This is a genomic window from Streptomyces cynarae (assembly GCF_025642135.1).
Lineage (GTDB): Bacteria > Actinomycetota > Actinomycetes > Streptomycetales > Streptomycetaceae > Streptomyces > Streptomyces cynarae.
In genome coordinates this window covers 5,136,301-5,156,130 of the sequence record NZ_CP106793.1, presented here as the reverse complement: position 1 = coordinate 5,156,130, position 19,830 = coordinate 5,136,301, and the positions used below count along the sequence as shown (strand labels likewise).

General features: G+C 71.4%; 18 protein-coding genes. 5 read left to right on the top strand and 13 right to left on the bottom strand.

All coding sequences use genetic code 11. The features are described 5' to 3' along the window. Nucleotides 1-10 precede the first annotated feature (10 nt). From N8I84_RS23640 to N8I84_RS23585, 12 genes are all read right to left on the bottom strand, one after another. Nucleotides 11-403 carry a YccF domain-containing protein gene (locus N8I84_RS23640; protein WP_263231387.1) on the bottom strand — a complete coding sequence of 131 codons (393 nt, stop codon included), beginning with the start codon at nt 401-403 and terminating at the stop codon, nt 11-13. Continuing rightward, nucleotides 400-1,263 carry a zinc metalloprotease HtpX gene (gene htpX / locus N8I84_RS23635; protein ID WP_263231386.1) on the bottom strand — a complete coding sequence of 288 codons (864 nt, stop codon included), beginning with the start codon at nt 1,261-1,263 and terminating at the stop codon, nt 400-402. The genes N8I84_RS23640 and htpX overlap by 4 nt, the downstream gene beginning before the upstream one ends. A gap of 222 nt (nt 1,264-1,485) precedes the next feature. Continuing rightward, on the bottom strand, nt 1,486-2,985 hold the full coding sequence (locus tag N8I84_RS23630) for an NADH-quinone oxidoreductase subunit N (RefSeq protein ID WP_263231385.1): 1,500 nt from the start codon (nt 2,983-2,985) through the stop codon (nt 1,486-1,488). Next, nucleotides 2,982-4,556 carry an NADH-quinone oxidoreductase subunit M gene (locus N8I84_RS23625; protein ID WP_263231384.1) on the bottom strand — a complete coding sequence of 525 codons (1,575 nt, stop codon included), beginning with the start codon at nt 4,554-4,556 and terminating at the stop codon, nt 2,982-2,984. The genes N8I84_RS23630 and N8I84_RS23625 overlap by 4 nt, the downstream gene beginning before the upstream one ends. Before the next feature lie 6 nt (nt 4,557-4,562). After that, nucleotides 4,563-6,554: an NADH-quinone oxidoreductase subunit 5 family protein gene (locus N8I84_RS23620; protein WP_263231383.1), complete on the bottom strand. Its 1,992-nt coding sequence runs from the start codon at nt 6,552-6,554 to the stop codon at nt 4,563-4,565. Beyond that, nucleotides 6,551-6,916 carry an NADH-quinone oxidoreductase subunit NuoK gene (gene nuoK / locus N8I84_RS23615; RefSeq protein WP_103841236.1) on the bottom strand — a complete coding sequence of 122 codons (366 nt, stop codon included), beginning with the start codon at nt 6,914-6,916 and terminating at the stop codon, nt 6,551-6,553. Before nuoK ends, N8I84_RS23620 begins: the two co-directional genes overlap by 4 nt. After that, entirely contained in the window at nt 6,916-7,548 is a 633-nt protein-coding gene (locus N8I84_RS23610; protein ID WP_263231381.1) for an NADH-quinone oxidoreductase subunit J family protein, read from the bottom strand. The genes nuoK and N8I84_RS23610 overlap by 1 nt, the downstream gene beginning before the upstream one ends. Further along, nucleotides 7,545-8,075, bottom strand: coding sequence for a 4Fe-4S binding protein (locus N8I84_RS23605; protein ID WP_263234869.1), 531 nt, complete (start codon nt 8,073-8,075; stop codon nt 7,545-7,547). Before N8I84_RS23605 ends, N8I84_RS23610 begins: the two co-directional genes overlap by 4 nt. Nucleotides 8,076-8,185: 110 nt before the next feature. Then, nucleotides 8,186-9,154: a complex I subunit 1/NuoH family protein gene (locus N8I84_RS23600; RefSeq protein ID WP_263231380.1), complete on the bottom strand. Its 969-nt coding sequence runs from the start codon at nt 9,152-9,154 to the stop codon at nt 8,186-8,188. After that, entirely contained in the window at nt 9,151-10,563 is a 1,413-nt protein-coding gene (locus N8I84_RS23595) for an NADH-quinone oxidoreductase subunit C (RefSeq protein ID WP_390898938.1), read from the bottom strand. The genes N8I84_RS23600 and N8I84_RS23595 overlap by 4 nt, the downstream gene beginning before the upstream one ends. After that, nucleotides 10,560-11,201 (bottom strand): NADH-quinone oxidoreductase subunit B, encoded by a 642-nt coding sequence (locus N8I84_RS23590; RefSeq protein ID WP_263231379.1) that lies wholly within the window; start codon nt 11,199-11,201, stop codon nt 10,560-10,562. Before N8I84_RS23590 ends, N8I84_RS23595 begins: the two co-directional genes overlap by 4 nt. Beyond that, complete coding sequence (locus N8I84_RS23585; protein WP_103841246.1) at nt 11,192-11,593, bottom strand: NADH-quinone oxidoreductase subunit A; 402 nt, start codon at nt 11,591-11,593, stop codon at nt 11,192-11,194. The genes N8I84_RS23590 and N8I84_RS23585 overlap by 10 nt, the downstream gene beginning before the upstream one ends. Nucleotides 11,594-11,935: 342 nt before the next feature. On the opposite strand from N8I84_RS23585, the gene N8I84_RS23580 reads away from it, so the two are divergent. The 5 genes from N8I84_RS23580 (at nt 11,936) to N8I84_RS23560 (ending at nt 19,367) form a co-directional block, all read left to right on the top strand. Further along, nucleotides 11,936-13,132: a sensor histidine kinase gene (locus N8I84_RS23580; protein ID WP_263231378.1), complete on the top strand. Its 1,197-nt coding sequence runs from the start codon at nt 11,936-11,938 to the stop codon at nt 13,130-13,132. A 140-nt stretch (nt 13,133-13,272) separates the two neighbouring features. After that, on the top strand, nt 13,273-14,622 hold the full coding sequence (locus N8I84_RS23575) for a sensor histidine kinase (protein WP_263231377.1): 1,350 nt from the start codon (nt 13,273-13,275) through the stop codon (nt 14,620-14,622). 767 nt (nt 14,623-15,389) lie between these two features. Next, a complete protein-coding gene (locus tag N8I84_RS23570; protein WP_313884346.1) occupies nt 15,390-16,049 on the top strand; it encodes a response regulator transcription factor in 660 nt (219 codons plus the stop codon). 281 nt (nt 16,050-16,330) lie between these two features. Then, complete coding sequence (locus N8I84_RS23565; RefSeq protein WP_263231375.1) at nt 16,331-18,259, top strand: 2-oxoacid:acceptor oxidoreductase subunit alpha; 1,929 nt, start codon at nt 16,331-16,333, stop codon at nt 18,257-18,259. Beyond that, nucleotides 18,252-19,367: a 2-oxoacid:ferredoxin oxidoreductase subunit beta gene (locus N8I84_RS23560; protein WP_263231373.1), complete on the top strand. Its 1,116-nt coding sequence runs from the start codon at nt 18,252-18,254 to the stop codon at nt 19,365-19,367. The genes N8I84_RS23565 and N8I84_RS23560 overlap by 8 nt, the downstream gene beginning before the upstream one ends. 13 nt (nt 19,368-19,380) lie before the next feature. Here the strand turns inward: N8I84_RS23560 and N8I84_RS23555 are convergent, their stop codons facing one another. After that, nucleotides 19,381-19,803, bottom strand: coding sequence for a winged helix-turn-helix transcriptional regulator (locus N8I84_RS23555; RefSeq protein ID WP_263231372.1), 423 nt, complete (start codon nt 19,801-19,803; stop codon nt 19,381-19,383). Nucleotides 19,804-19,830 lie beyond the last annotated feature (27 nt).

Below are 19,830 nucleotides of genomic sequence, written 5' to 3'. Positions count from 1 at the left end.
GCCGCACCCGTCAGCGCGTCGCGAAAGGCTGGTCCGTCGGCACGATGTCGCGGCCCAGCGGCAGCAGCGAGACCGGGATCAGCTTGAAGTTCGCGATGCCGAACGGGATTCCGATGATGGTGACGCACAGGGCGATGCCCGTGACGATGTGGGCGAGGGCCAGCCACCAGCCGGCCAGGACGAGCCACAGGACGTTGCCGATGCAGGACGGCGCGCCCGCGTCCCGGCGCTCGACCGTCGTATAGCCGAAGGGCCACAGGGCGTAGACACCGATACGAAAGGCAGCGATGCCGAACGGAATGCCGATGATCGTGACGCACAGCAGGACGCCTGCGAACAAGTAGCCGAGGAACAGCCAGAAGCCGCTCAGCACGAGCCAGATGACGTTCAGGACTGTCTTCACCGGTGGCGACCTGCCATCTGCTCGAGCCGGGCGATGCGTTCCGCCATCGGCGGGTGGGTGGAGAACATCTTGGACAGCCCCTGGCCGGGACGGAAAGGGTTGGCGATCATCATGTGGCTCGCCGTCTCGATCCGCGGCTCGGACGGCAGCGGCAGCTGCCGAGTGCCCGTCTCCAGCTTGCGCAGGGCGCTCGCGAGGGCCAGGGGGTCGCCGGTGAGCTGGGCGCCGGACGCGTCCGCCTCGTACTCCCGGGAGCGACTGATGGCGAGCTGGATGAGGGATGCGGCGAGCGGGCCCAGGAGCATGATCAGCAGGAAGCCGAGCAGGCCCGGGCCGTCGTCTTCGTCCGAGCGGCCGACCGGGATCAGCCAGGCGAAGTTCACCAGGAACATGATCACCGAGGCGAGGGCGCCGGCGACCGACGAGATGAGGATGTCGCGGTTGTAGACGTGGCTGAGTTCGTGTCCGATGACGCCCCGCAGCTCGCGCTCGTCGAGGAGCCGGAGGATGCCCTCGGTGCAGCACACGGCCGCGTTGCGCGGGTTGCGGCCGGTCGCGAAGGCGTTCGGCGCTTCCGTCGGCGAGATGTAGAGGCGGGGCATGGGCTGGCGGGCCTGGTTGGAGAGCTCGCGGACCATGCGGTACAGGGCGGGGGCCTCGAACTCGCTCACCGGGCGGGCGCGCATCGCGCGTAGAGCCAGTTTGTCGCTGTTCCAGTACGCGTACGCGTTCGTGCCGATGGCGACGAGGAGCGCGACGATCAGGCCCGTACGCCCGAAGAAGCTGCCGATGGCGATGATGAGTGCGGACAGTCCCCCGAGGAGTACTGCGGTCCTGAGCCCGTTGTGCCGGCGGTGCACGGTACGCCCTCCAAGTGGTGCGGCAGGGGAACCCTTTGTCTGCGAACTGCTTGTCGACTCCACTTCTCAGTGGACCTTCCCGCACTGGTCAACGCCAGGCGGGCGGCGCGAGTTCCCTGGGTGCGGGCTCCGGGGCCCGTGGGCCGTCCGGGTGAGGCGGCGGCATCCGGCACGCGCGTGTGCCGGATGCCGGGTGCACGCGCGCGTGCGTGCGGGGGGTCATCAGAAGAGCGCGGTGGCCGAGAAGCGGAGCACCAGTTGGGGAGCTCCCGACAGGGCGACGCCCAGCACGGCCGTCAGGGTGAGGGCGGCCGTGAGCGGGGCCGGGACGCGGTGCTTCTCCGGCTCCCCCTCGGGGGTGCGGAAGAGCAGGGCCGTCCACTGGAGGTAGTAGAAGAGCGCGATCACCACGTTGACCGCCATGACCACGGCCAGCCAGCCGAGCCCGGCGTCGACGGCCGCGGAGAAGACGGTGACCTTCGCGAAGAGGCCGATGATGCCGGGCGGCAGGCCTGCCAGGCACAGCAGGAAGAACGCCAGGAGCAGCGCGGCGAGGGGGTTCGAGGCGTGGAGGCCGCGGTAGTCGGTGAGGCGGTTCAGTGCCCTGGTACGGCCCACGAGAGCGGCCACGGCGAAGGCGCCGAGGTTCACCGCGGCGTACATGAGGGCGTACGCGACGGTGGAGCCGATCGCCTTCTGGGCGTCCTTGGAGTAGGCGGCCGCCGCGATCGGTACGAGGAGGTAACCGGCCTGGCCGACGGAGGACCAGGCGAGCAGGCGTACCGCGCTGTACGCGCGCGTGGCCTGCTGCCGCAGGGCGCCGACGTTGCCGACGGTCATGGTGAGGGCGGCCAGTGCGGCCAGTGCCGGGCCCCAGGCGTCGGAGTAGGACGGGAGGGCGACGACGGTGACGAGGATCAGGCCGGAGAAACCGACCGCCTTGCCGACGACGGACAGGTAGGCGGCGACCGGGAGGGGCGCGCCCACATAGGTGTCGGGCACCCAGAAGTGGAACGGGACGGCGGCCGTCTTGAAGGCGAAGCCGACGAGGGTGAGGACGACGCCTGTCTGGGTGAGCGTGTGGAGTTGTCCGTTCACGTGCTGGATCCGGTCGGCGACCTGGGTGAGGTACAGGGTGCCGGTGGAGGCGTACACGAAGCTGATGCCCATGAGGCTGACCGCGGTCGCGGTGACGGACGACAGGAAGAACTTCAGGGCGGCTTCGGAGGATTTCTTGTCGCCGTGCCGGATGCCCACGAGGGCGAACGCGGGCAGGGAGGCGACCTCCAGGGCGACGACGAGGGTGGCCAGGTCGCGGGAGGCGGGCAGCAGGGCTGCACCGGCGGCGGAGGACAGCAGCAGGAACCAGAACTCCCCCTCGGGGATGTCCTTCCTGGCGTCCTTGAGCGCGGTGACCGACAGCAGGGCGGCGAGGAGGGCGCCGCCGAGGACGAGGAACTGGATGACGAGGGTGAAACGGTCCGCCGTGTAACTGCACACCTGCGGGCTGCCGGTCAGGCAGAAGGTGGCGCGGTCGCCGTCCAGGAGGGGCAGCAGCATGAGGATCGCGGCGGCCAGTCCGGCGATGGACGCCCAGCCGAGGAGGGCCTTGTGCCGCTCGTCGATGAAGAGGTCGGCGACGAGGACGAGGAGTCCGACGGCCGCCGCGATGGTGGGTGGTGCGATCGCCAGCCAGTCGACGGACTGGACGAGGGAGCTCATCGGGTGCCTCCTGCGAGGAGCTGCTGCACGGCCGGGTCGGTCAGGCCGAGGAGTGCCCTGGGCCACAGGCCGGCGAGGACGGTGAGGACGACGAGCGGCGTCCAGGCCGCGAACTCGTACGTGTGGACGTCGGCGAGCTCGGGAGTCTCCTGGGGTACGGCTCCCATGCACACGCGCCGCACCACGATGAGCATGTACGCGGCCGTGAGCAGCGTGCCGAACGCGGCGATCGCCATGAACGTGAGGAAGGCGGGGCGGCTGAGGTCGGCGGCGGGCTTGAACGCGCCGAACATCGCGAGCATCTCGCCCCAGAACCCGGCGAGGCCCGGCAGGCCCAGCGAGGCGACGGCGCCGAAGGCGATCAGGCCGCCGAGACGGGGGGCCCTGCCGTAGAGGGCGGCGCCGGTCTTCTGGGCCAGGGTGTCGAGGTCGGTGGTGCCGGTGCGGTCCTTCAGCGCGCCGACCAGGAAGAACAGCAGGCCGGTGATGAGGCCGTGGGCGATGTTGGCGAACAGCGCGCCGTTGACGCCGGTCGGGGTGGTCGTCGCGACGCCGAGCAGTACGAAGCCCATGTGGCCGACGGAGGAGTAGGCGATGAGCCGCTTGAGGTCGCCCTTCGCGCCTCGCTTGGCGAGGGCGAGGCAGGCGAGGGATCCGTAGATGATCCCTACGACGGCGAAGGCGGCGAGGTACGGCGCGAACGTGTGGAAGCCCTGGGGCGCCACCGGAAGGAGGATCCGCACGAACCCGTACGTGCCCATCTTCAGCAGGACTCCGGCCAGCAGGACCGAGCCGACCGTCGGCGCCGCGGTGTGGGCGTCGGGCAGCCAGCTGTGCAGCGGCCACATCGGTGCCTTGACCGCGAGCCCGATCCCCACCGCCAGAACGGCGATGACCTGCACGGATGTGGTGAGCGACCGGCCGTTGTCAGTGGCGAGTGCCAGCATGTCGAACGTGCCCGCCTTGAGTCCGATCAGGAGCAGGCCGAGCAGCATGACGACGGAGCCGAGCAGCGTGAAGAGGATGAACCGCCACGCGGCCCGGGTCCGGCCCTCGCCGCCCCAGCGGGCGATGAGGAAGTACATCGGGATGAGGACCATCTCGAACGCGAGGAAGAACAGCAGCAGGTCGAGGACGGCGAAGGTCGCGAGCGTGCCGGACTCGAGGACGAGCAGCAGGGCGACGAAGGCCTTGGGGGACGGGCCCGAAGGCATCTTGAAGTACGAGTAGAGCGCGCAGAGGAAGGTCAGCAGCGCGGTCAGCACCAGAAGGGGGAGGGAGATGCCGTCGATGCCGAGGTGGATCCGCACGTCGAGTGCGGGGATCCAGCTGATGTCGGTGCTGGCCTGCATCGTCGACGGGTGGTCGTGGTCGAAGCCGAGCGCGAGGGCGATCGCGGCGATGAGCACCGCGCCGGTGACGGTCACGCCGTGCCGCAGCACGGCCTGCCCTGGCGACTTCCCCTTCAGTCCGGGCGGGGCGGGAAGGAGGGCGGCGAGCGCGCCGATGAGCGGCGCGACGACGACGAATGCCAGAAGGAACTGCATCACGGACTCGCTGATATCGATCACGCCGGCTCACGCTCCCGTGGCGACGAGGAGGGCGGCCACCGCCAGGACGACGGTGCCGGCGAGCAGCGCGCTCACATAGGTCTGCACGTTGCCGGTCTGGGCGCGCCGCACGGCGGCCCCGAGCAGGCGGGGCACGGCGCCCGCGCCGCGTACGTAGGTCTCGACGACCTCCCGGTCCAGGAACTGCACGAGGCTCGCCCCGGCCCTGACGGGACGGACGAAGAGCCAGTCGTACACGGCGTCCAGGTGGAAGCCCTCGGCCGCGTGGCGGTGCAACGGGCCGAGCAGGAGGCGCCCCGGGTCGGCGGGGTCGGGCGCGTAGGCGATGTCGCCGTACGCGGGCACGTGGCTTGCGATGGCCTCGGCCTCGACCAGGCCGGCGTCCGCCTCGGGGTGGGCTGCGACGGCACCCAGCGGGACGCGGTCCGCGAGTGCGGTGGTGTGCCGCCAGGCGCCGTAGGTCACGAGTGCGCCGACCAGGGCGAGGCCCGTGCCGAGGACGGACGTGGTGAGTGTCGGCGTCAGGGAGCGTCCGTCGAACCAGTCGGGCAGGACACGGTAGGCGAGGCCGAACGCGATCGACGGGGCGGCGAGCACCCACAGCACGGCGTTCATGACCAGCGGCTGCTTGCCGTGGTCGGGGGCCTTGGCTCCGTGGCCGCGGAAGGCGAGCAGCCACAGCCGGGTGGCGTACGCGGCGGTGAGCAGAGCCGTGACCAGGCCGGTGACGAGCACGATCCAGCCCGCGGCGCCGGGGGCGTTTTCGGTGTGGCCGATGGCGACGCGCTCGGCGGCGCCCAGGACGGACTCCTTGGAGAAGAAGCCGGAGAACGGGGGGATCGCGGCGAGCGCGAGAAGCGCCACGGTCATCGTCCAGAAGGCGTCGGGGATGCGGTCGCGCAGGTCACTCATGCGGGACATGGCGGCCAGCGAGTTGGTTCCGGCGGCGTGGATGATCACGCCGGCGGCGAGGAACAGCAGCGCCTTGAAGGCGCCGTGGGACAGGAGGTGGAAGACGGCGGCACCGCGGTCGCCGACGGCGAGGGCGCCGGTCATGTAGCCGAGCTGGCCGATCGTCGAGTAGGCGAGGACGCGCTTGATGTCGTCCTGGGCGAGCGCGGCGAGCGCCGAGCCGGCCATGGTGACGGCGGCCATCACGGCGAGGACGACCATGGCGGCCGAGGAGGCCTGGAAGACCGGGAGGAGACGGGCGATGAAGTAGACACCGGCGGCGACCATCGTCGCGGCGTGGATCAGCGCGGAGACGGGCGTCGGGCCCGCCATCGCGTCGGGGAGCCAGGTGTGCAGCGGGAACTGCGCCGACTTGCCCGCCACGCCGGCCAGGAGCAGCAGGGCGACGACGGTCGGGTGGTGCAGTCCGCCGCTCGCGACGGCGCCGAGGACGTGGGTGATGCGGAAGGAGCCGGCATCGGTGGCGAGCGCGAACAGCCCGATCAGGAAGGGAACGTCGCCGAGCTTGGTGACCAGGAAGGCCTTGAGGGAGGCGGCGCGGGCCTCCGGGGTCTCCCAGTAATGGCCGACGAGGAAGTAGGAGCAGATGCCCATGACTTCCCAGCCGACCAGCAGCACGATCAGGTCGCCCGAGTAGACGACGAGGAACATCGCGGAGGTGAACAGGGAGACCAGAGCGGCGTAGGAGGGGTAGCGCGGGTCGTCGCGCAGGTAGCCCGTCGAGTAGAGCTGCACGCAGGTGGCGACGGTGCCGACCAGGACGGCGACGAGGGCGGCGAAGCCGTCGATGTGCAGGGCGAGTTCGATCGGGACCGAGCCGGTGGGGGTGAGCTCGGTGGCGGCGTCGAGGGCCCGGCCTCCGCCCTGGCGGGCGGCCACCAGCACGGCGAGGACGAGTGAGGCGAGGGTCGGCAGGACGGCGAGCGGGCGGACCGATCCGGGGACCGTGCGTCCGAGGAGCAGGCCTGCCGCCGCGCCGAGGAACGGAAGGAGGGGTACGAGGACGGCGAGGGTGGTCGTGGTCACGCGGTGGCCTCAGCCTTCTCAGCCGCAGGGGTCTCGCCGTCGTGGCCCTCGGCGGTGTCGCGGAGCCGGTCGATGTCCGAGGTGCCGCGGTTGCGGTACACGGCGAGGACGATCGCGAGGCCGATGCCGATCTCGGCGGCGGCGATGGCGATGGTGAACAGGGTCAGGGCCTGTCCGGAGTGCAGCGTCTCGCGGGCGGCACGGCTCAGCCAGACGTCGAAGGCGACGAGGTTGAGGTTGACGGCGTTGAGCATCAGCTCGACCGACATCAGGACGAGGATCGCGTTGCGGCGGGCGAGGACGCCGTACAGGCCCGTGCAGAACAGGAGGGCGGAGAGCACGGCGGGATAGGCGAGGTGCATCAGCGGACGCCTTCCTTCTCGCTCCGGGTGTCCGGGGTGGCCGGGGCGTTCGCGGGGGTGGCCGCCGCGTCCGCCTTCGCCTTGCGGGACAGGACGATCGCGCCGACCAGTGCGGCGAGGAGGAGGACGGAGAGGGCCTCGAAGGGGAGGACCCAGTTCTGGAAGAGGCTCGCGCCGGTGACCTTGGTGGAGCCGGAGGCGGCGCCGCCGAGGTCGACCCAGGTGGTGCGGAAGGCGTCGACGACCACCCATACCAGGGCGGCCGCGGCGGCGACGGCCACGGTGAGGGCGGCCCACCGGTTGCCGGAGTCGGCGTCCGGGGAACGGCCGATGGGGGCCTTGGTGAGCATCAGACCGAACAGAAGGAGGACGACGACGGAGCCGACGTAGATGAGGACCTGCACCCAGGCGATGAACTCGGCGGTGAGCAGGAGGTACTCGACGGCGAGCCCGCCAAGGGTGACCACGAGCCACAGGGCGGCGTGCACCAGCTGCCGGGTGGTGACGGTGACCAGGGCGGCGCCGAAGGTGACCAGACCGACGAGGAGGAAGGCGATCTCGACGCCGGTCGGGGAGAGGAAGCCGTGCGAGGCCGCGGCGGCGGTGGTCAGCGCGGCGGAGGGGGTGTTCACGACTCTCCTCCCTGCGGCTCGGCGGGCTCTTCGTGGTCTGCGGGCTCTGCGGGCTCGGCCTGCGCGGCGGCCAGCTTCTCGGCGGTCTTGCGGGCTGCCGCCATCTCCTTCGGCTCCTCGGCGCCCGGGTCCAGGGCGGGCGGGGCCGGCACGGTCCACATCCACTCGCGGAGCTTGTCGCGCTCGTGGGTGAGGTCGCGGATGTCGGTCTCGGCGTACTCGAACTCCGGGGACCAGAACAGTGCGTCGAAGGGGCAGACCTCGATGCAGATACCGCAGTACATGCAGAGGGAGAAGTCGATGGCGAAGCGGTCCAGGACGTTGCGGCTGCGTTCACGGCCGCCGGGGGCGGTGGGCGGGACCGTCTCCTTGTGGGAGTCGATGTAGATGCACCAGTCCGGGCACTCGCGGGCGCACAGCATGCAGACCGTGCAGTTCTCCTCGAACAGGCCGATGACACCGCGGCTGCGGGGCGGGAGCGCGGGCTGGGCGTCGGGGTACTGCTCGGTGACGGACTTCTTCGTCATCGTGCGGAGGGTGACCGCCAGGCCCTTGGCGAGACCGGAGCCGGGGATCGACAGGCGGGGCCGCCCGGAGGGCGTCGCTGAGGGGCGGTGGTCGGGCGACGGGCGGGACACTAGGAGATCACCACCTTGACGATGCCGGTGAGGGCGATCTGGGCGAGGGACAGGGGGATGAGAAGGGTCCAGGAGAGCTTCTGGAGCTGGTCCTCGCGCAGCCGGGGGTAGGTGACGCGCAGCCAGATGACCACGAAGGCGAGGATCGCGGTCTTCAGCAGCGTCCAGACCCAGCCGAGGCCGTCGGCGCCCCATGGGCCGTGCCAGCCGCCCAGGAAGAGGACGGTGGTCAGTCCGCACAGGACGATGATCCCGGCGTACTCGGCGAGCAGGAACAGGGCGAAACGGAGGCCGGTGTACTCGGTGTACGCACCGAAGATGATCTCCGAGTCGGCGACGGGCATGTCGAAGGGCGGGCGTTGCAGCTCGGCGAGGCCGGCGACGAAGAAGACGATCGCGCCGACGATCTGCCAGGGCAGCCACCACCAGTGGAAGGCGTCGAGGATGCCGGGGAGCGAGACGGTGCCCGCCGCCATGGCCACCGAGGCGGCGGCGAGCAGCATGGGGAGTTCGTAGGCGAGGAGCTGGGCGGCGGTGCGGAGGCCGCCGAGGAGGGAGAACTTGTTGGCGGAGGCCCACCCCGCCATGAGGGAGCCGAGGACGCCGACGCCCATGACGGCGAGGACGAAGAAGATGCCCGCGTCGACGACCTGGCCGACGGCGCCCTCGCTCGGGCCGATCGGGATGGCGAGGAGGACGAGGAGGTACGGCAGCAGGGCCACGGCGGGGGCCATCTGGAAGATACGGCGGTCCGCGCCCGCCGGGACGACGTCCTCCTTCTGCGCGAACTTCACGCCGTCGGCGACGAGCTGGGCCCAGCCGTGGAAGCCGCCCGCGTACATGGGGCCGAGGCGGCCTTGCATATGGGCCATGACCTTGTGTTCGGTCTGGCCGACGATCAGGGGGAAGGTGAGGAAGACGACGAACACGACGAGGAGTCGCAGGCCGACGTCGAGAGCGCCGTTCACTGCGTGCCTCCTGGGGGGTCTTCTGGGTTCGGGGACTTGTTCGGGGACTTCGGGGGCTGCTGCGCGCCGCCGGGCCGGGTGTCGTCGGGACGGGCTTCGCCACCGTGGGCTTCGCCGCCGCCCGCGCCGGGCTCCGCCGCGGGAGCGGTGTCGGCTTCCGCGGCTTGGGGCGCGGGGCTCGCGGGTTCGGCCGCGGGCTTCGCCGGTCCGGCCGCGGGCTTCGCCGGTCCGGCCGCGGGCTTCGCCGGTCCGGCCGCGGGCTTCTCCGGTTCGGTCGCGGGCTTCTCCGGATGCTCCGGGGCGGCGGGCTCCGGCTCGTCGAAGGCCGGGCGGGCGTGGTGCCAGGGGCGTCCGAGCTGCGGGGGCGGGGGCGGGCCTCCGGGGCGTGCCCTCGGCTGCCGGGGCCTCGGCGCGCTGGGAAGCCGAACCCTCGGAGGCACTCCGCGCACGGCGCGGCCCAGCGGAGGGAGCCGTCGGCTCGGCACCGCCCTCGGCCCGTTGCGAGGCCGAGCCCTGCGACGCGCTGCGGGCACGCCGTGGAGCGCCCGGAGCCGTCGGTGCCGTGTCCTCAGCGGCACGCTGCGAGGCCGAGCCCTGCGACGCGCTGCGGGCACGCCGTGGAGCGCCCGGAGCCGTCGGTGCCGTGTCCTCAGCGGCACGCTGCGAGGCCGAACCCTGCGACACGCTGCGGGCACGCCGCGGTGGCGCTGCCGTCTCCGTGGGCTCGCCTGCGGCGGGTGCCTGGCTCGCGGAGCCCTCCGCTGCCGTGCGGGTGCGGCGTACGGGGCGTTCGCCCGCCGCTCGGCCTGCGGCTCGGGCCGGGCGGGCGGGGGCCGGGGAAGCTGGCCCTTGAGGGGGCCCCACTCGTTCGGGTCGGGGACGCCCGGGGGCAGCATCTGGCGGCGCTTGGGGCCACCATGGTCGGACTCGCCCGGTTCCTTTGCACCGGGCCATGCCTTGGCGACCCGGGCCGCCAGCACGAAGTCCTTGCGCAGCGGGTGGCCTTCGAAGCCCTCGGGCAGGAGCAGGTGGTCCAGCGCCGGGTGGCCCTCGAAGGTGATGCCGAACATCTCGTGGGTCTCGCGTTCGTGCCAGGCGGCGCCCGCGTAGACGTCCACGGCGGAGGGCAGGACCGGGGCCTCGTGCGGAACGGTCGTACGGACGAGGAGGCGGCGGACCGGGGAAAGGGCCACCACGTGGGCAGAGACGCGCAGGCCCGTGCCCGGTTCGTCGACCGCGCTCAACCAGTCGAAGTACGTGCAGCCCAGCTCGTCGCGCGCGACCCGGAGCGCCTCGGTCCAGCCCGTCGGGGTCACGTCGACGGTCAGGACCTCGTACGACTCCTCGGCCGTGGCCTCAGGGCCGAAGAGATCCTCGGCGGACGCGGGCAGCCAGCCGACGGCGGTCATCGCCCCTCCCGCTGATCCGGTCCGGGGGCCGAGGACGGCGGCTGGACCAGGCCGCTCTGCAGGGCCGCGGTGGACGGCCGCGAGGAGCCGTACCGCTCCCCCAGCGACTCGCGCGCGATCTTCTCCTGGAGCTTGAGGATGCCCTGGAGCAGCGCCTCGGGACGCGGGGGGCAGCCGGGGACGTACACGTCCACCGGGATGATCTGGTCGACGCCCTTGGTGACGGAGTAGGAGTCCCAGTACGGGCCGCCGCAGTTCGAGCACGCGCCGAAGGAGATGACGTACTTCGGCTCGGGCATCTGCTCGTAAAGGCGTTTGACGGCCGGGGCCATCTTGTCCGTGACCGTGCCGGACACCACCATCAGGTCGGCCTGGCGCGGGCCCGGCGCGAACGGGATGACTCCGAGGCGGATGAAGTCGTGGCGGGCCATGGACGCGGCGATGAACTCGATCGCGCAGCAGGCGAGGCCGAAGTTGAAGACCCAGAGCGAGTAGCGGCGTCCCCAGTTCAGGATCACCTTCATCGGCTCGGGAGCGAGGCGGGCCAGTGCGCCCAGCCTCTTGGGCTCCGGAAGCAGCACAGGGCCGGTGGCCTCGGTGGATTCGGTGGCCTCGGTCGTCGAGGGGTTCACGTCCATGTCAGGACCCCCTTCTTGTACGCATAGAGCAGTCCCACGGCCAGGAAGCCGAGGAAGACGAACATCTCCACGAGGGTGGTCGCCCCGTACCGCGGATCGGCGAAGACCGTGGCCCACGGGAAGAGGAAGATCGAGTCCACCGCGAAGATCACGTACAGGAACGCGTAGACGTAGTAGCGGACCTGCGTGTGGGCCCAGCCCTCGCCGACGGGGTCGACGCCGCACTCGTACGTCAGCAGCTTCTCAGGCGTGGGCACGACGGGGCGCAGCAGCCGGCCCGCGCCGAAGGCGACGGCGACGAAGAGCACGCCGACGACGGCGAGCAGCCCGACGACGGAGTAGGACTGGAAGTAGTCCGCCGCCACGACAGCGACGGCGGTCGGATGCGGCACGTCAGCCCCTCGCTCCCTGACCTCGTGACCCTGGTGAATGCTGTGATTCGACGATCTGTACGCACGGGAGTCTAGGCCCTGCTAAAGAGAGGGTAAGCAGCCCGTCGCACCTCGAGATGCCCTGGTACGCGCCTCACTCGCCGTACGGCTCGCATCACGTACCCCTGGCACGGCTCGGATCACCTCTCGCGCCGGCCGGATCGACGGGGGTGGGGACACCCCGAGGCAGGCATGGCGGTCGGCCCCATGGTGCGGCGACGCGGGGCGGGGCAGGCTGACTGGCCGGCCGGCCGGCTGGCTGGCTGGCTGGCTGGGGCCATGAACGAATGAGGTCGGGGGGACATGAACGAACGCAGTAAGAGCCAGGGCCTGCTCGGCGGCGAGCAGCCGCCGCCCGTGCGCCTGGCCCTCGACGGGGACACCTGGCGGGAGATCGCGCATCTGCTGGCGAACCTGCCGATGTCGCTGATCGGGTTCACCTACGTGGTCACGGTGCTGTCCACAGGAGGGGCGCTGACGGTGACCGTGATCGGTGTCCCGCTGCTCGCGGCCGGCCTGCTGGGCGCGCGGCAGCTGGGCAAGCTGGAGCGGGCGCGGGCCAGGGCGCTGCTCGGGGTGCGGGTGGAGGAGCCGACTCCGCTGACGCTGCGCAAGAGCGGCGGGATGGTGCAGTGGCTGTCGATGACCCTGAAGGACCCGGTGGGCTGGCGGACTCTCCTCTACGACTTCGTCCGGCTGCCCTGGGGGATCCTGAGCTTCACGGTGACGTTCATGTCGCTGTTCGTACTGTGGCCGGTTCTGCCGTTGCTCGCGCGGGGGCTCAGCAATGTGGACCGGGCGATGGTGCGCGGTCTGCTGTCCCCCTCCGACGAGCTGGAGCGGCGTATCGCCGAACTGGAGTCCGACCGCGGGGTGGTGGTGGACACGGCGGCGGCCGATCTGCGGCGCATCGAGCGCGATCTGCACGACGGAGCGCAGGCGCGCCTGGTGAACCTGGCGATGGGGCTCGGCCTCGCCAAGGAGAAGCTGCTCGAGGACCCGGACTCGGCGGCGGCGATGGTCGACGAGGCGCATGGCGAGGTGAAGCTGGCGCTGCAGGAGCTGCGGGACCTCGCCCGCGGCATCCATCCGGCGGTCCTCACCGACCGCGGCCTCGACGCCGCGCTGTCGGCGGTCGCCACGCGCTGCACGGTGCCGGTGAAGGTCACCGTGGACCTCGGTGCGAGACCGGCCGCGGCGATCGAGGGCATCGCCTACTTCACGGTCTCCGAGCTTCTGCAGAACATCAGCAAGCACAGCCGGGCCAGGTCCGCCTCCGTGGAGGTCTGGCGGGCGGACGAACGGCTGCTCATCCAGGTGTCGGACGACGGCCGCGGGGGCGCGCACCTCGACGGCGGCACGGGCATGGCGGGGCTCGCGGAGCGGCTGGACGCGGTCGACGGGCTGTTCGTCGTCGACTCGCCGGTGGGCGGTCCGACGACGATCACGGCGGAGCTGCCGTGGCGGGACCGCGGGGACGAGGGACGGCGGCGGAGGTAGCGGAGAGACGTCCCGAGGCGTGTCCGGGGTGGGGAAAACCCCCGGTTGAAGACGCCGACGCGCTGCATGGCCGGGCGGGCGCGGGCACAGCAGAGTGGAGACACGAACCGGGGTGGACGACTAGCAGAACGGACGAGCCGATGGCCACGCAGTACGGGCAGGGGTACGGAGAGTGGGGCGGCCCTGGATCCCAGGGCGCCGGGGGGCGGCCGCACCGGCTTCCGGTGGCGCTGCGGGCGCCGATCGAGGCGCGCAGTTGGGGCGAGTTCTGTTACCTGCTGCTGAACCTGCCGATCGGGATCGCGATGTTCACGTACGGCGTCACGATGTTCTCGATCGGGGCCGGGCTGCTGGTGACGTTCCTGGGCATCCCCGTGCTCGCGGCGGCGCTCGCCGGGTGCCGCGGGTTCGGGGCGCTGGAGCGGGCCAGGGCGCGGGGGCTGCTGGGGCTGGAGGTGGCCGCTCCGGAGCCGCTGCGGACGAACGGGCGCGGGGCGATGGCGTGGATGGGGGCGATGCTCAAGAGCGGGACGTCGTGGCGTCACATGCTGTACACGGTGCTGCATTTCCCGTGGGCGGTGTTCTCGTTCTCGGTGGGGGTGAGTTTCTGGACGTGCGGGTGGGCGCTGCTGACGTATCCGCTGTGGTTCTGGGTGTTCCCGATGTACGTCGGTCAGGCCGGGATCCAGCTGTACGGCGACGAGACGCACCACGTGTACCTCGACAGCCCGTTCGAGATCACGGTGACCGCGCTGATCGGGCTGCTGATCACACTGGCCACGCCCTGGATCGTCCGGGGGCTGACGACCGTGGACCGGCTGCTGGTGCACGGGCTGCTGGGGCCGTCGCGGTTGGCGACCCGGGTGGTGGAGCTGGAGTCGGACCGCGGGGCGGTGGTGGACACGGCGGCGGCGGATCTGCGGCGCATCGAGCGGGACCTGCACGACGGGGCGCAGGCACGGCTGGTGGCGTTGGCCATGGATCTGGGGCTGGCGAAGGAGAAGCTCACGGAGGATCCGCAGGCGGCGGCGCGGATGGTGGAGGACGCGCACGGCGAGGTGAAGACGGCGCTGCAGGAGTTGCGGGACCTGGCCCGTGGGATCCATCCGGCGGTCCTCACCGACCGCGGCCTGGATGCCGCGCTGTCGGCGGTGGCCTCGCGGTGCGCCGTGCCGGTGGAGGTGGAGGTGGACCTGCCGTCGCGGCCGGCGGCGGCGATCGAGGGGATCGCCTACTTCACGGTGTCGGAGCTGCTGCAGAACGTCAGCAAGCATGCGCGGGCGACGCGGGCGACGGTGGACGTGTGGCGGGCGGAGGACCGGCTGCTGCTGCAGGTGTCCGACGACGGGGCCGGGGGTGCCGACGCCTCCGGCGGGTCGGGGCTGGCAGGGCTGGCGGGGCGGCTCGATGCGGTGGACGGCGTGCTGGTGGTGGATTCGCCGGTCGGGGGGCCTACGCGGATCACCGCGGAGTTGCCCTGGCGGGCGTAGGGCCCCCGGCGGTGCGGCACCGGACGGTGCCGCACCGCCGCCCTTACCCGTCCCCTCCCCGGGGGCTCCGCCCCGGACTCCCCCGCCGGGGACTGCGTCCCCTGGCCCCCGCTGCCCGACCTGGTTCCGCGTCCCAAGGCCCCGCCCGCGGCTGCGCACCCAACCCACACCCGGACCCCACTGCCCGACTCGGCGCCGCGCCTCCAACTCCCCGCCGGGGACTGCGTCCCCGGACCCCTGCCAGGGACTGCGTCCCCAGGGCCCCTGCCCGGAACGCGGCCCCAGACCCCGCTGCCTGACCCCGCACCGCATGCCCCAGGCCCTGCCCACGGCTGCGACCCCCAACCCGCCCCCGGCCCCACTGCCCCTACTCGGCGCCGCGCCCCGGACTCCGCCGGGGACTCCGTCCCCGCACCCCTGCCCGGAACGCGGCCCCGGACCCCGCTGCCTGACACGGAACCGCATGCCCCAGGCCCTGCCCACGGCTGCGACCCCCAACCCCGCCCCCGGCCCCACTGCCCCGACTCGGCACCGCGCCCCCAGGCCACCACCCATCGCCCTGTTGCCTCCCCCCAAGCACCGCTCGAGAGCCGAGCCCGCCGAGCCCCGGCGCCCGCCCCCACCCCCGCCCATCCGCCTGACTCACCTCCTGACACGCCCCTCTTTCCCCCGGCAGCCACCCCGCGCAAGCCCCGATCCTGGAATGCTGGAGCCTGTCGTGCGGGTCGGAGACAGGTTGTGGGGGACGGGGGATCGTGGAGGACAGGGTGCGGGTCGTCATCGCCGAGGATTCTGTGCTGCTCAGGGAGGGACTGACCCGGCTGCTGACCGACCGTGGGCACGACGTCGTCGCCGGTGTCGGGGACGCGGAGGCGCTGATCAAGACGATCACCGAGCTGGCGGACCAGGGCGGGTTGCCCGATGTCGTCGTCGCCGACGTGCGGATGCCGCCGACCCACACGGACGAAGGCGTCCGGGCCGCGGTCCAGCTGCGCAGGGCGTATCCCGGACTCGGTGTCCTCGTGCTCTCGCAGTACGTGGAGGAGCGGTACGCCACCGAACTGCTGGCCGGTTCCAGTCGCGGCGTCGGCTATCTGCTCAAGGACCGGGTCGCCGAGGTGCGCGAGTTCGTGGACGCCGTCGTGCGGGTCGCCGAGGGGGGCACCGCGCTGGACCCCGAGGTGGTCGCACAGCTGCTCGGGCGCAGCCGTAAGCAGGACGTGCTGGCGGCGCTCACGCCCCGGGAGCGGGAGGTCCTCGGGCTGATGGCCGAGGGGCGGACGAACTCCGCGATCGCCCGGCAGCTCGTCGTGAGCGACGGAGCCGTCGAGAAGCACGTCAGCAACATCTTCCTGAAGCTCGGTCTGTCCCCGAGTGACGGGGATCACCGGCGTGTTCTGGCCGTGCTCACCTATCTCAACTCCTGAACAGCTGAGACTGTGTCAGACGGCGTTCCCGGATCCGGACACCACCGGGCTCCGGTGCCGCGTCCAGTCCGGCCCAAGGACGAGCAGGGAGCCTTTTTCACGAGCAGCACCCGGGGGGCGAGCGAACAAATGATGACAAGTCGGGGCGCCGGACCGTCTCACGATGGTGTCCATCATGCGAACGGCCGAGGGAAGGCGACCCTTACCGACGTAGGGTTGATCCTGGGAGGGCCGGTGGGACGGCCGCTCCCGGACAGCCGCCTCGAGGGAGGTCCAGTTCAGTGACCAGCCAGGTCAGCAGTCCAGCGGGACAGGCGGACGGAACCGTCGTAGGAGAACAGCGCAAACCGGCGGGCACGAAGGACGTACGCCGACTGGACCGGGTGATCATCCGGTTCGCGGGGGACTCCGGTGACGGTATGCAGCTCACCGGCGACCGTTTCACCTCGGAGACGGCGTCCTTCGGCAACGACCTGTCCACACTGCCGAACTTCCCCGCCGAGATCCGCGCCCCTGCCGGGACGCTGCCGGGTGTGTCGTCGTTCCAGCTGCACTTCGCCGACCACGACATCCTCACCCCGGGCGACGCCCCGAACGTGCTGGTGGCGATGAACCCGGCAGCCCTGAAGGCCAACGTGGGCGACCTGCCGCGCGGCGCGGAGATCATCGTCAACACCGACGAGTTCACCAAGCGCGCGATGCAGAAGGTCGGCTACGCCGCCTCTCCCCTTGAGGACGGCTCGCTCGACGGCTACAACGTCCACCCGGTGCCGCTGACCACCCTCACCGTCGAGGCGCTGAAGGACTTCGACCTCACCCGCAAGGAGGCCGAGCGCAGCAAGAACATGTTCGCGCTCGGCCTGCTGAGCTGGATGTACCACCGGCCCACCGAGGGCACCGAGACGTTCCTGAGGACGAAGTTCGCGAAGAAGCCGGACATCGCCGCCGCGAACATCGCCGCCTTCCGGGCGGGGTGGAACTTCGGGGAGACGACGGAGGACTTCGCGGTCTCCTACGAGGTGGCCCCGGCCGTCAAGGCGTTCCCGGTGGGCACCTACCGCAACATCTCCGGGAACCTGGCGCTGGCGTACGGCCTGATCGCCGCCTCCCGCCAGGCCGACCTGCCGCTGTTCCTGGGCTCGTACCCGATCACTCCGGCCTCGGACATCCTGCACGAGTTGTCCAAGCACAAGAACTTCGGTGTGCGCACCTTCCAGGCCGAGGACGAGATCGCCGGCATCGGCGCCGCCCTCGGTGCCGCCTTCGGCGGGTCGCTGGCCGTGACCACCACCTCCGGGCCGGGCATCGCGCTCAAGAGCGAGACGATCGGCCTCGCGGTCTCGCTGGAGCTGCCGTTGCTGATCGTCGACATCCAGCGCGGCGGCCCGTCCACCGGTCTGCCCACCAAGACCGAGCAGGCGGACCTGCTGCAGGCGATGTACGGCCGCAACGGCGAGGCCCCGGTCCCGGTGATCGCCCCGCGCACCCCGGCCGACTGCTTCGACGCGGCCCTGGAGGCGGCCCGGATCGCGCTGACCTACCGCACCCCGGTCTTCCTGCTCTCCGACGGCTACCTGGCCAATGGCTCGGAGCCGTGGCGCATCCCCGAACTGGACGAGCTGCCGGACCTCAGCGTGCAGTTCGCCCAGGGCCCGAACCACACCCTGGACGACGGCACCGAGGTGTTCTGGCCCTACAAGCGCGACCCGCAGACCCTCGCCCGCCCGTGGGCGGTCCCGGGCACGCCCGGCCTGGAGCACCGCATCGGCGGCATCGAGAAGCAGGACGGCACGGGCAACATCTCCTACGACCCCGCCAACCACGACTTCATGGTCCGCACCCGCCAGGCGAAGGTCGACGGGATCGTGGTACCCGATGTAGAGGTGGACGACCCGCACGGCGCGAGCACCCTGGTGCTCGGCTGGGGCTCGACGTACGGGCCGATCACCGCGGCCGTACGCCGGCTGCGTGCGGCCGGGGAGTCGATCGCGCAGGCCCATCTGCGGCACGTCAACCCGTTCCCGCGGAATCTGGGCGATGTGCTGGGACGTTACGACAAGGTGGTGATCCCCGAGATGAACCTCGGCCAGCTCGCCACCCTGATCCGGGCGAAGTACCTGGTCGACGCCCACTCCTACAACCAGGTCAACGGCATGCCGTTCAAGGCGGAGCAGCTCGCCGCGGCGCTCAAGGAGGCCATCGATGGCTGAGACGACCACGGAAGGCACGGGCACGATCGAGGCGCTTTCGCTCGTCCCGAAGGCCGTGGCCAGGCAGTCCATGAAGGACTTCAAGTCCGATCAGGAAGTGCGCTGGTGCCCCGGCTGCGGTGACTACGCGATCCTCGCCGCCGTCCAGGGCTTCATGCCGGAGCTGGGCCTCGCGCGGGAGAACATCGTCTTCGTCTCCGGGATCGGCTGCTCGTCCCGCTTCCCGTACTACATGAACACGTACGGCATGCACTCCATCCACGGCCGGGCGCCCGCGATCGCGACCGGTCTCGCGGCCTCGCGGCGCGATCTGAGCGTGTGGGTGGTCACCGGTGACGGTGACGCGCTGTCCATCGGCGGCAACCACCTCATCCACGCGCTGCGCCGCAACGTGAACCTGAAGATCCTGCTGTTCAACAACCGGATCTACGGCCTGACCAAGGGCCAGTACTCCCCCACCTCCGAGGTCGGCAAGATCACCAAGTCGACCCCGATGGGCTCCCTCGACGCGCCGTTCAACCCGGTCTCGCTGGCCCTCGGCGCGGAGGCGTCCTTCGTGGCCCGCACGATCGACTCCGACCGCAAGCACCTCACCGAGGTGCTGCGCCAGGCCGCCGCCCACCCGGGCACGGCGCTGATCGAGATCTACCAGAACTGCAACATCTTCAACGACGGCGCCTTCGACGCGCTCAAGGACAAGCAGAGCGCCGAGGAGGCCCTGATCCGGCTGGAGCACGGGCAGCCGATCCGGTTCGGAGCCGGGGGCACCTCCCGCTCGAGCGAAGCCGAGAGTGGGGGAGGCGCGCGCGGTGTCGTACGGGACAGGCAGACCGGCGACCTGAAGGTCGTCACCGTCACCCCGGAGAACGAGGCGGACATCCTGGTCCACGACGCGCACGCCGCCTCCCCCACCACGGCCTTCGCGCTCTCCCGCCTCGCCGACCCGGACACCCTGCACCACACCCCGATCGGCGTGTTCCGGTCCGTGGAGCGGCCCGTCTACGACACGGCGATGGCCGACCAGCTCGATGCCGCAATCGAGCAGAACGGCAAGGGCGACCTGGCCGCCCTGCTCGCCGGCGGGGACACCTGGACCGTCGTCGGCTGAGCGGTGCCGCCGTTCACGAGGCCCGGGCGGACCGCGCCCGGGCCTCGTCGTATGCCTGGCGGGCCTTCTCCACGTCCGCCATGCGGTCATGGGTCCACAGCGCCAGCGCCCGCACCTGCTCGGCGGCCTCGCGGCCCAGGTCGGTGAGGGAGTAGTCGACGCGCGGCGGGATCACGGGCTTGGCGTCCCGGTGCACCAGGCCGTCCCGTTCCAGGGTCTGCAGGGTCTGGGTGAGCATCTTCTCGCTGACTCGGGCGGTCCGTCCGATCGCCCGGCGCAACTCGCTGAAGCGGTGGGGGCGGTCGAGGAGCTCGATCAGGACGAGCACGCCCCAGCGGCTGGTGAGGTGTTCCAGGACGAGGCGGTAGGGGCACATCGCCTCGGCGGCGTCACGTCTGCCGACGGCCCCATCACTTACTGCATCACTTACTGCCATGCCAGTACCTTACTTCAAAGTGGGTAC

Coding starts and splice junctions, on each gene's coding strand:
- N8I84_RS23590 (WP_263231379.1), bottom strand. CDS start 11,201: ATGGACGTGAACCCCTCGACGACCGAGGCCACCGAATCCACCGAGGCC.
- N8I84_RS23555 (WP_263231372.1), bottom strand. CDS start 19,803: ATGGCAGTAAGTGATGCAGTAAGTGATGGGGCCGTCGGCAGACGTGAC.
- N8I84_RS23595 (WP_390898938.1), bottom strand. CDS start 10,563: ATGACCGCCGTCGGCTGGCTGCCCGCGTCCGCCGAGGATCTCTTCGGC.
- N8I84_RS23560 (WP_263231373.1), top strand. CDS start 18,252: ATGGCTGAGACGACCACGGAAGGCACGGGCACGATCGAGGCGCTTTCG.
- N8I84_RS23630 (WP_263231385.1), bottom strand. CDS start 2,985: ATGAGCTCCCTCGTCCAGTCCGTCGACTGGCTGGCGATCGCACCACCC.
- nuoK (WP_103841236.1), bottom strand. CDS start 6,916: ATGCACCTCGCCTATCCCGCCGTGCTCTCCGCCCTCCTGTTCTGCACG.
- N8I84_RS23580 (WP_263231378.1), top strand. CDS start 11,936: ATGAACGAACGCAGTAAGAGCCAGGGCCTGCTCGGCGGCGAGCAGCCG.
- N8I84_RS23575 (WP_263231377.1), top strand. CDS start 13,273: ATGGCCACGCAGTACGGGCAGGGGTACGGAGAGTGGGGCGGCCCTGGA.
- N8I84_RS23605 (WP_263234869.1), bottom strand. CDS start 8,075: ATGACGAAGAAGTCCGTCACCGAGCAGTACCCCGACGCCCAGCCCGCG.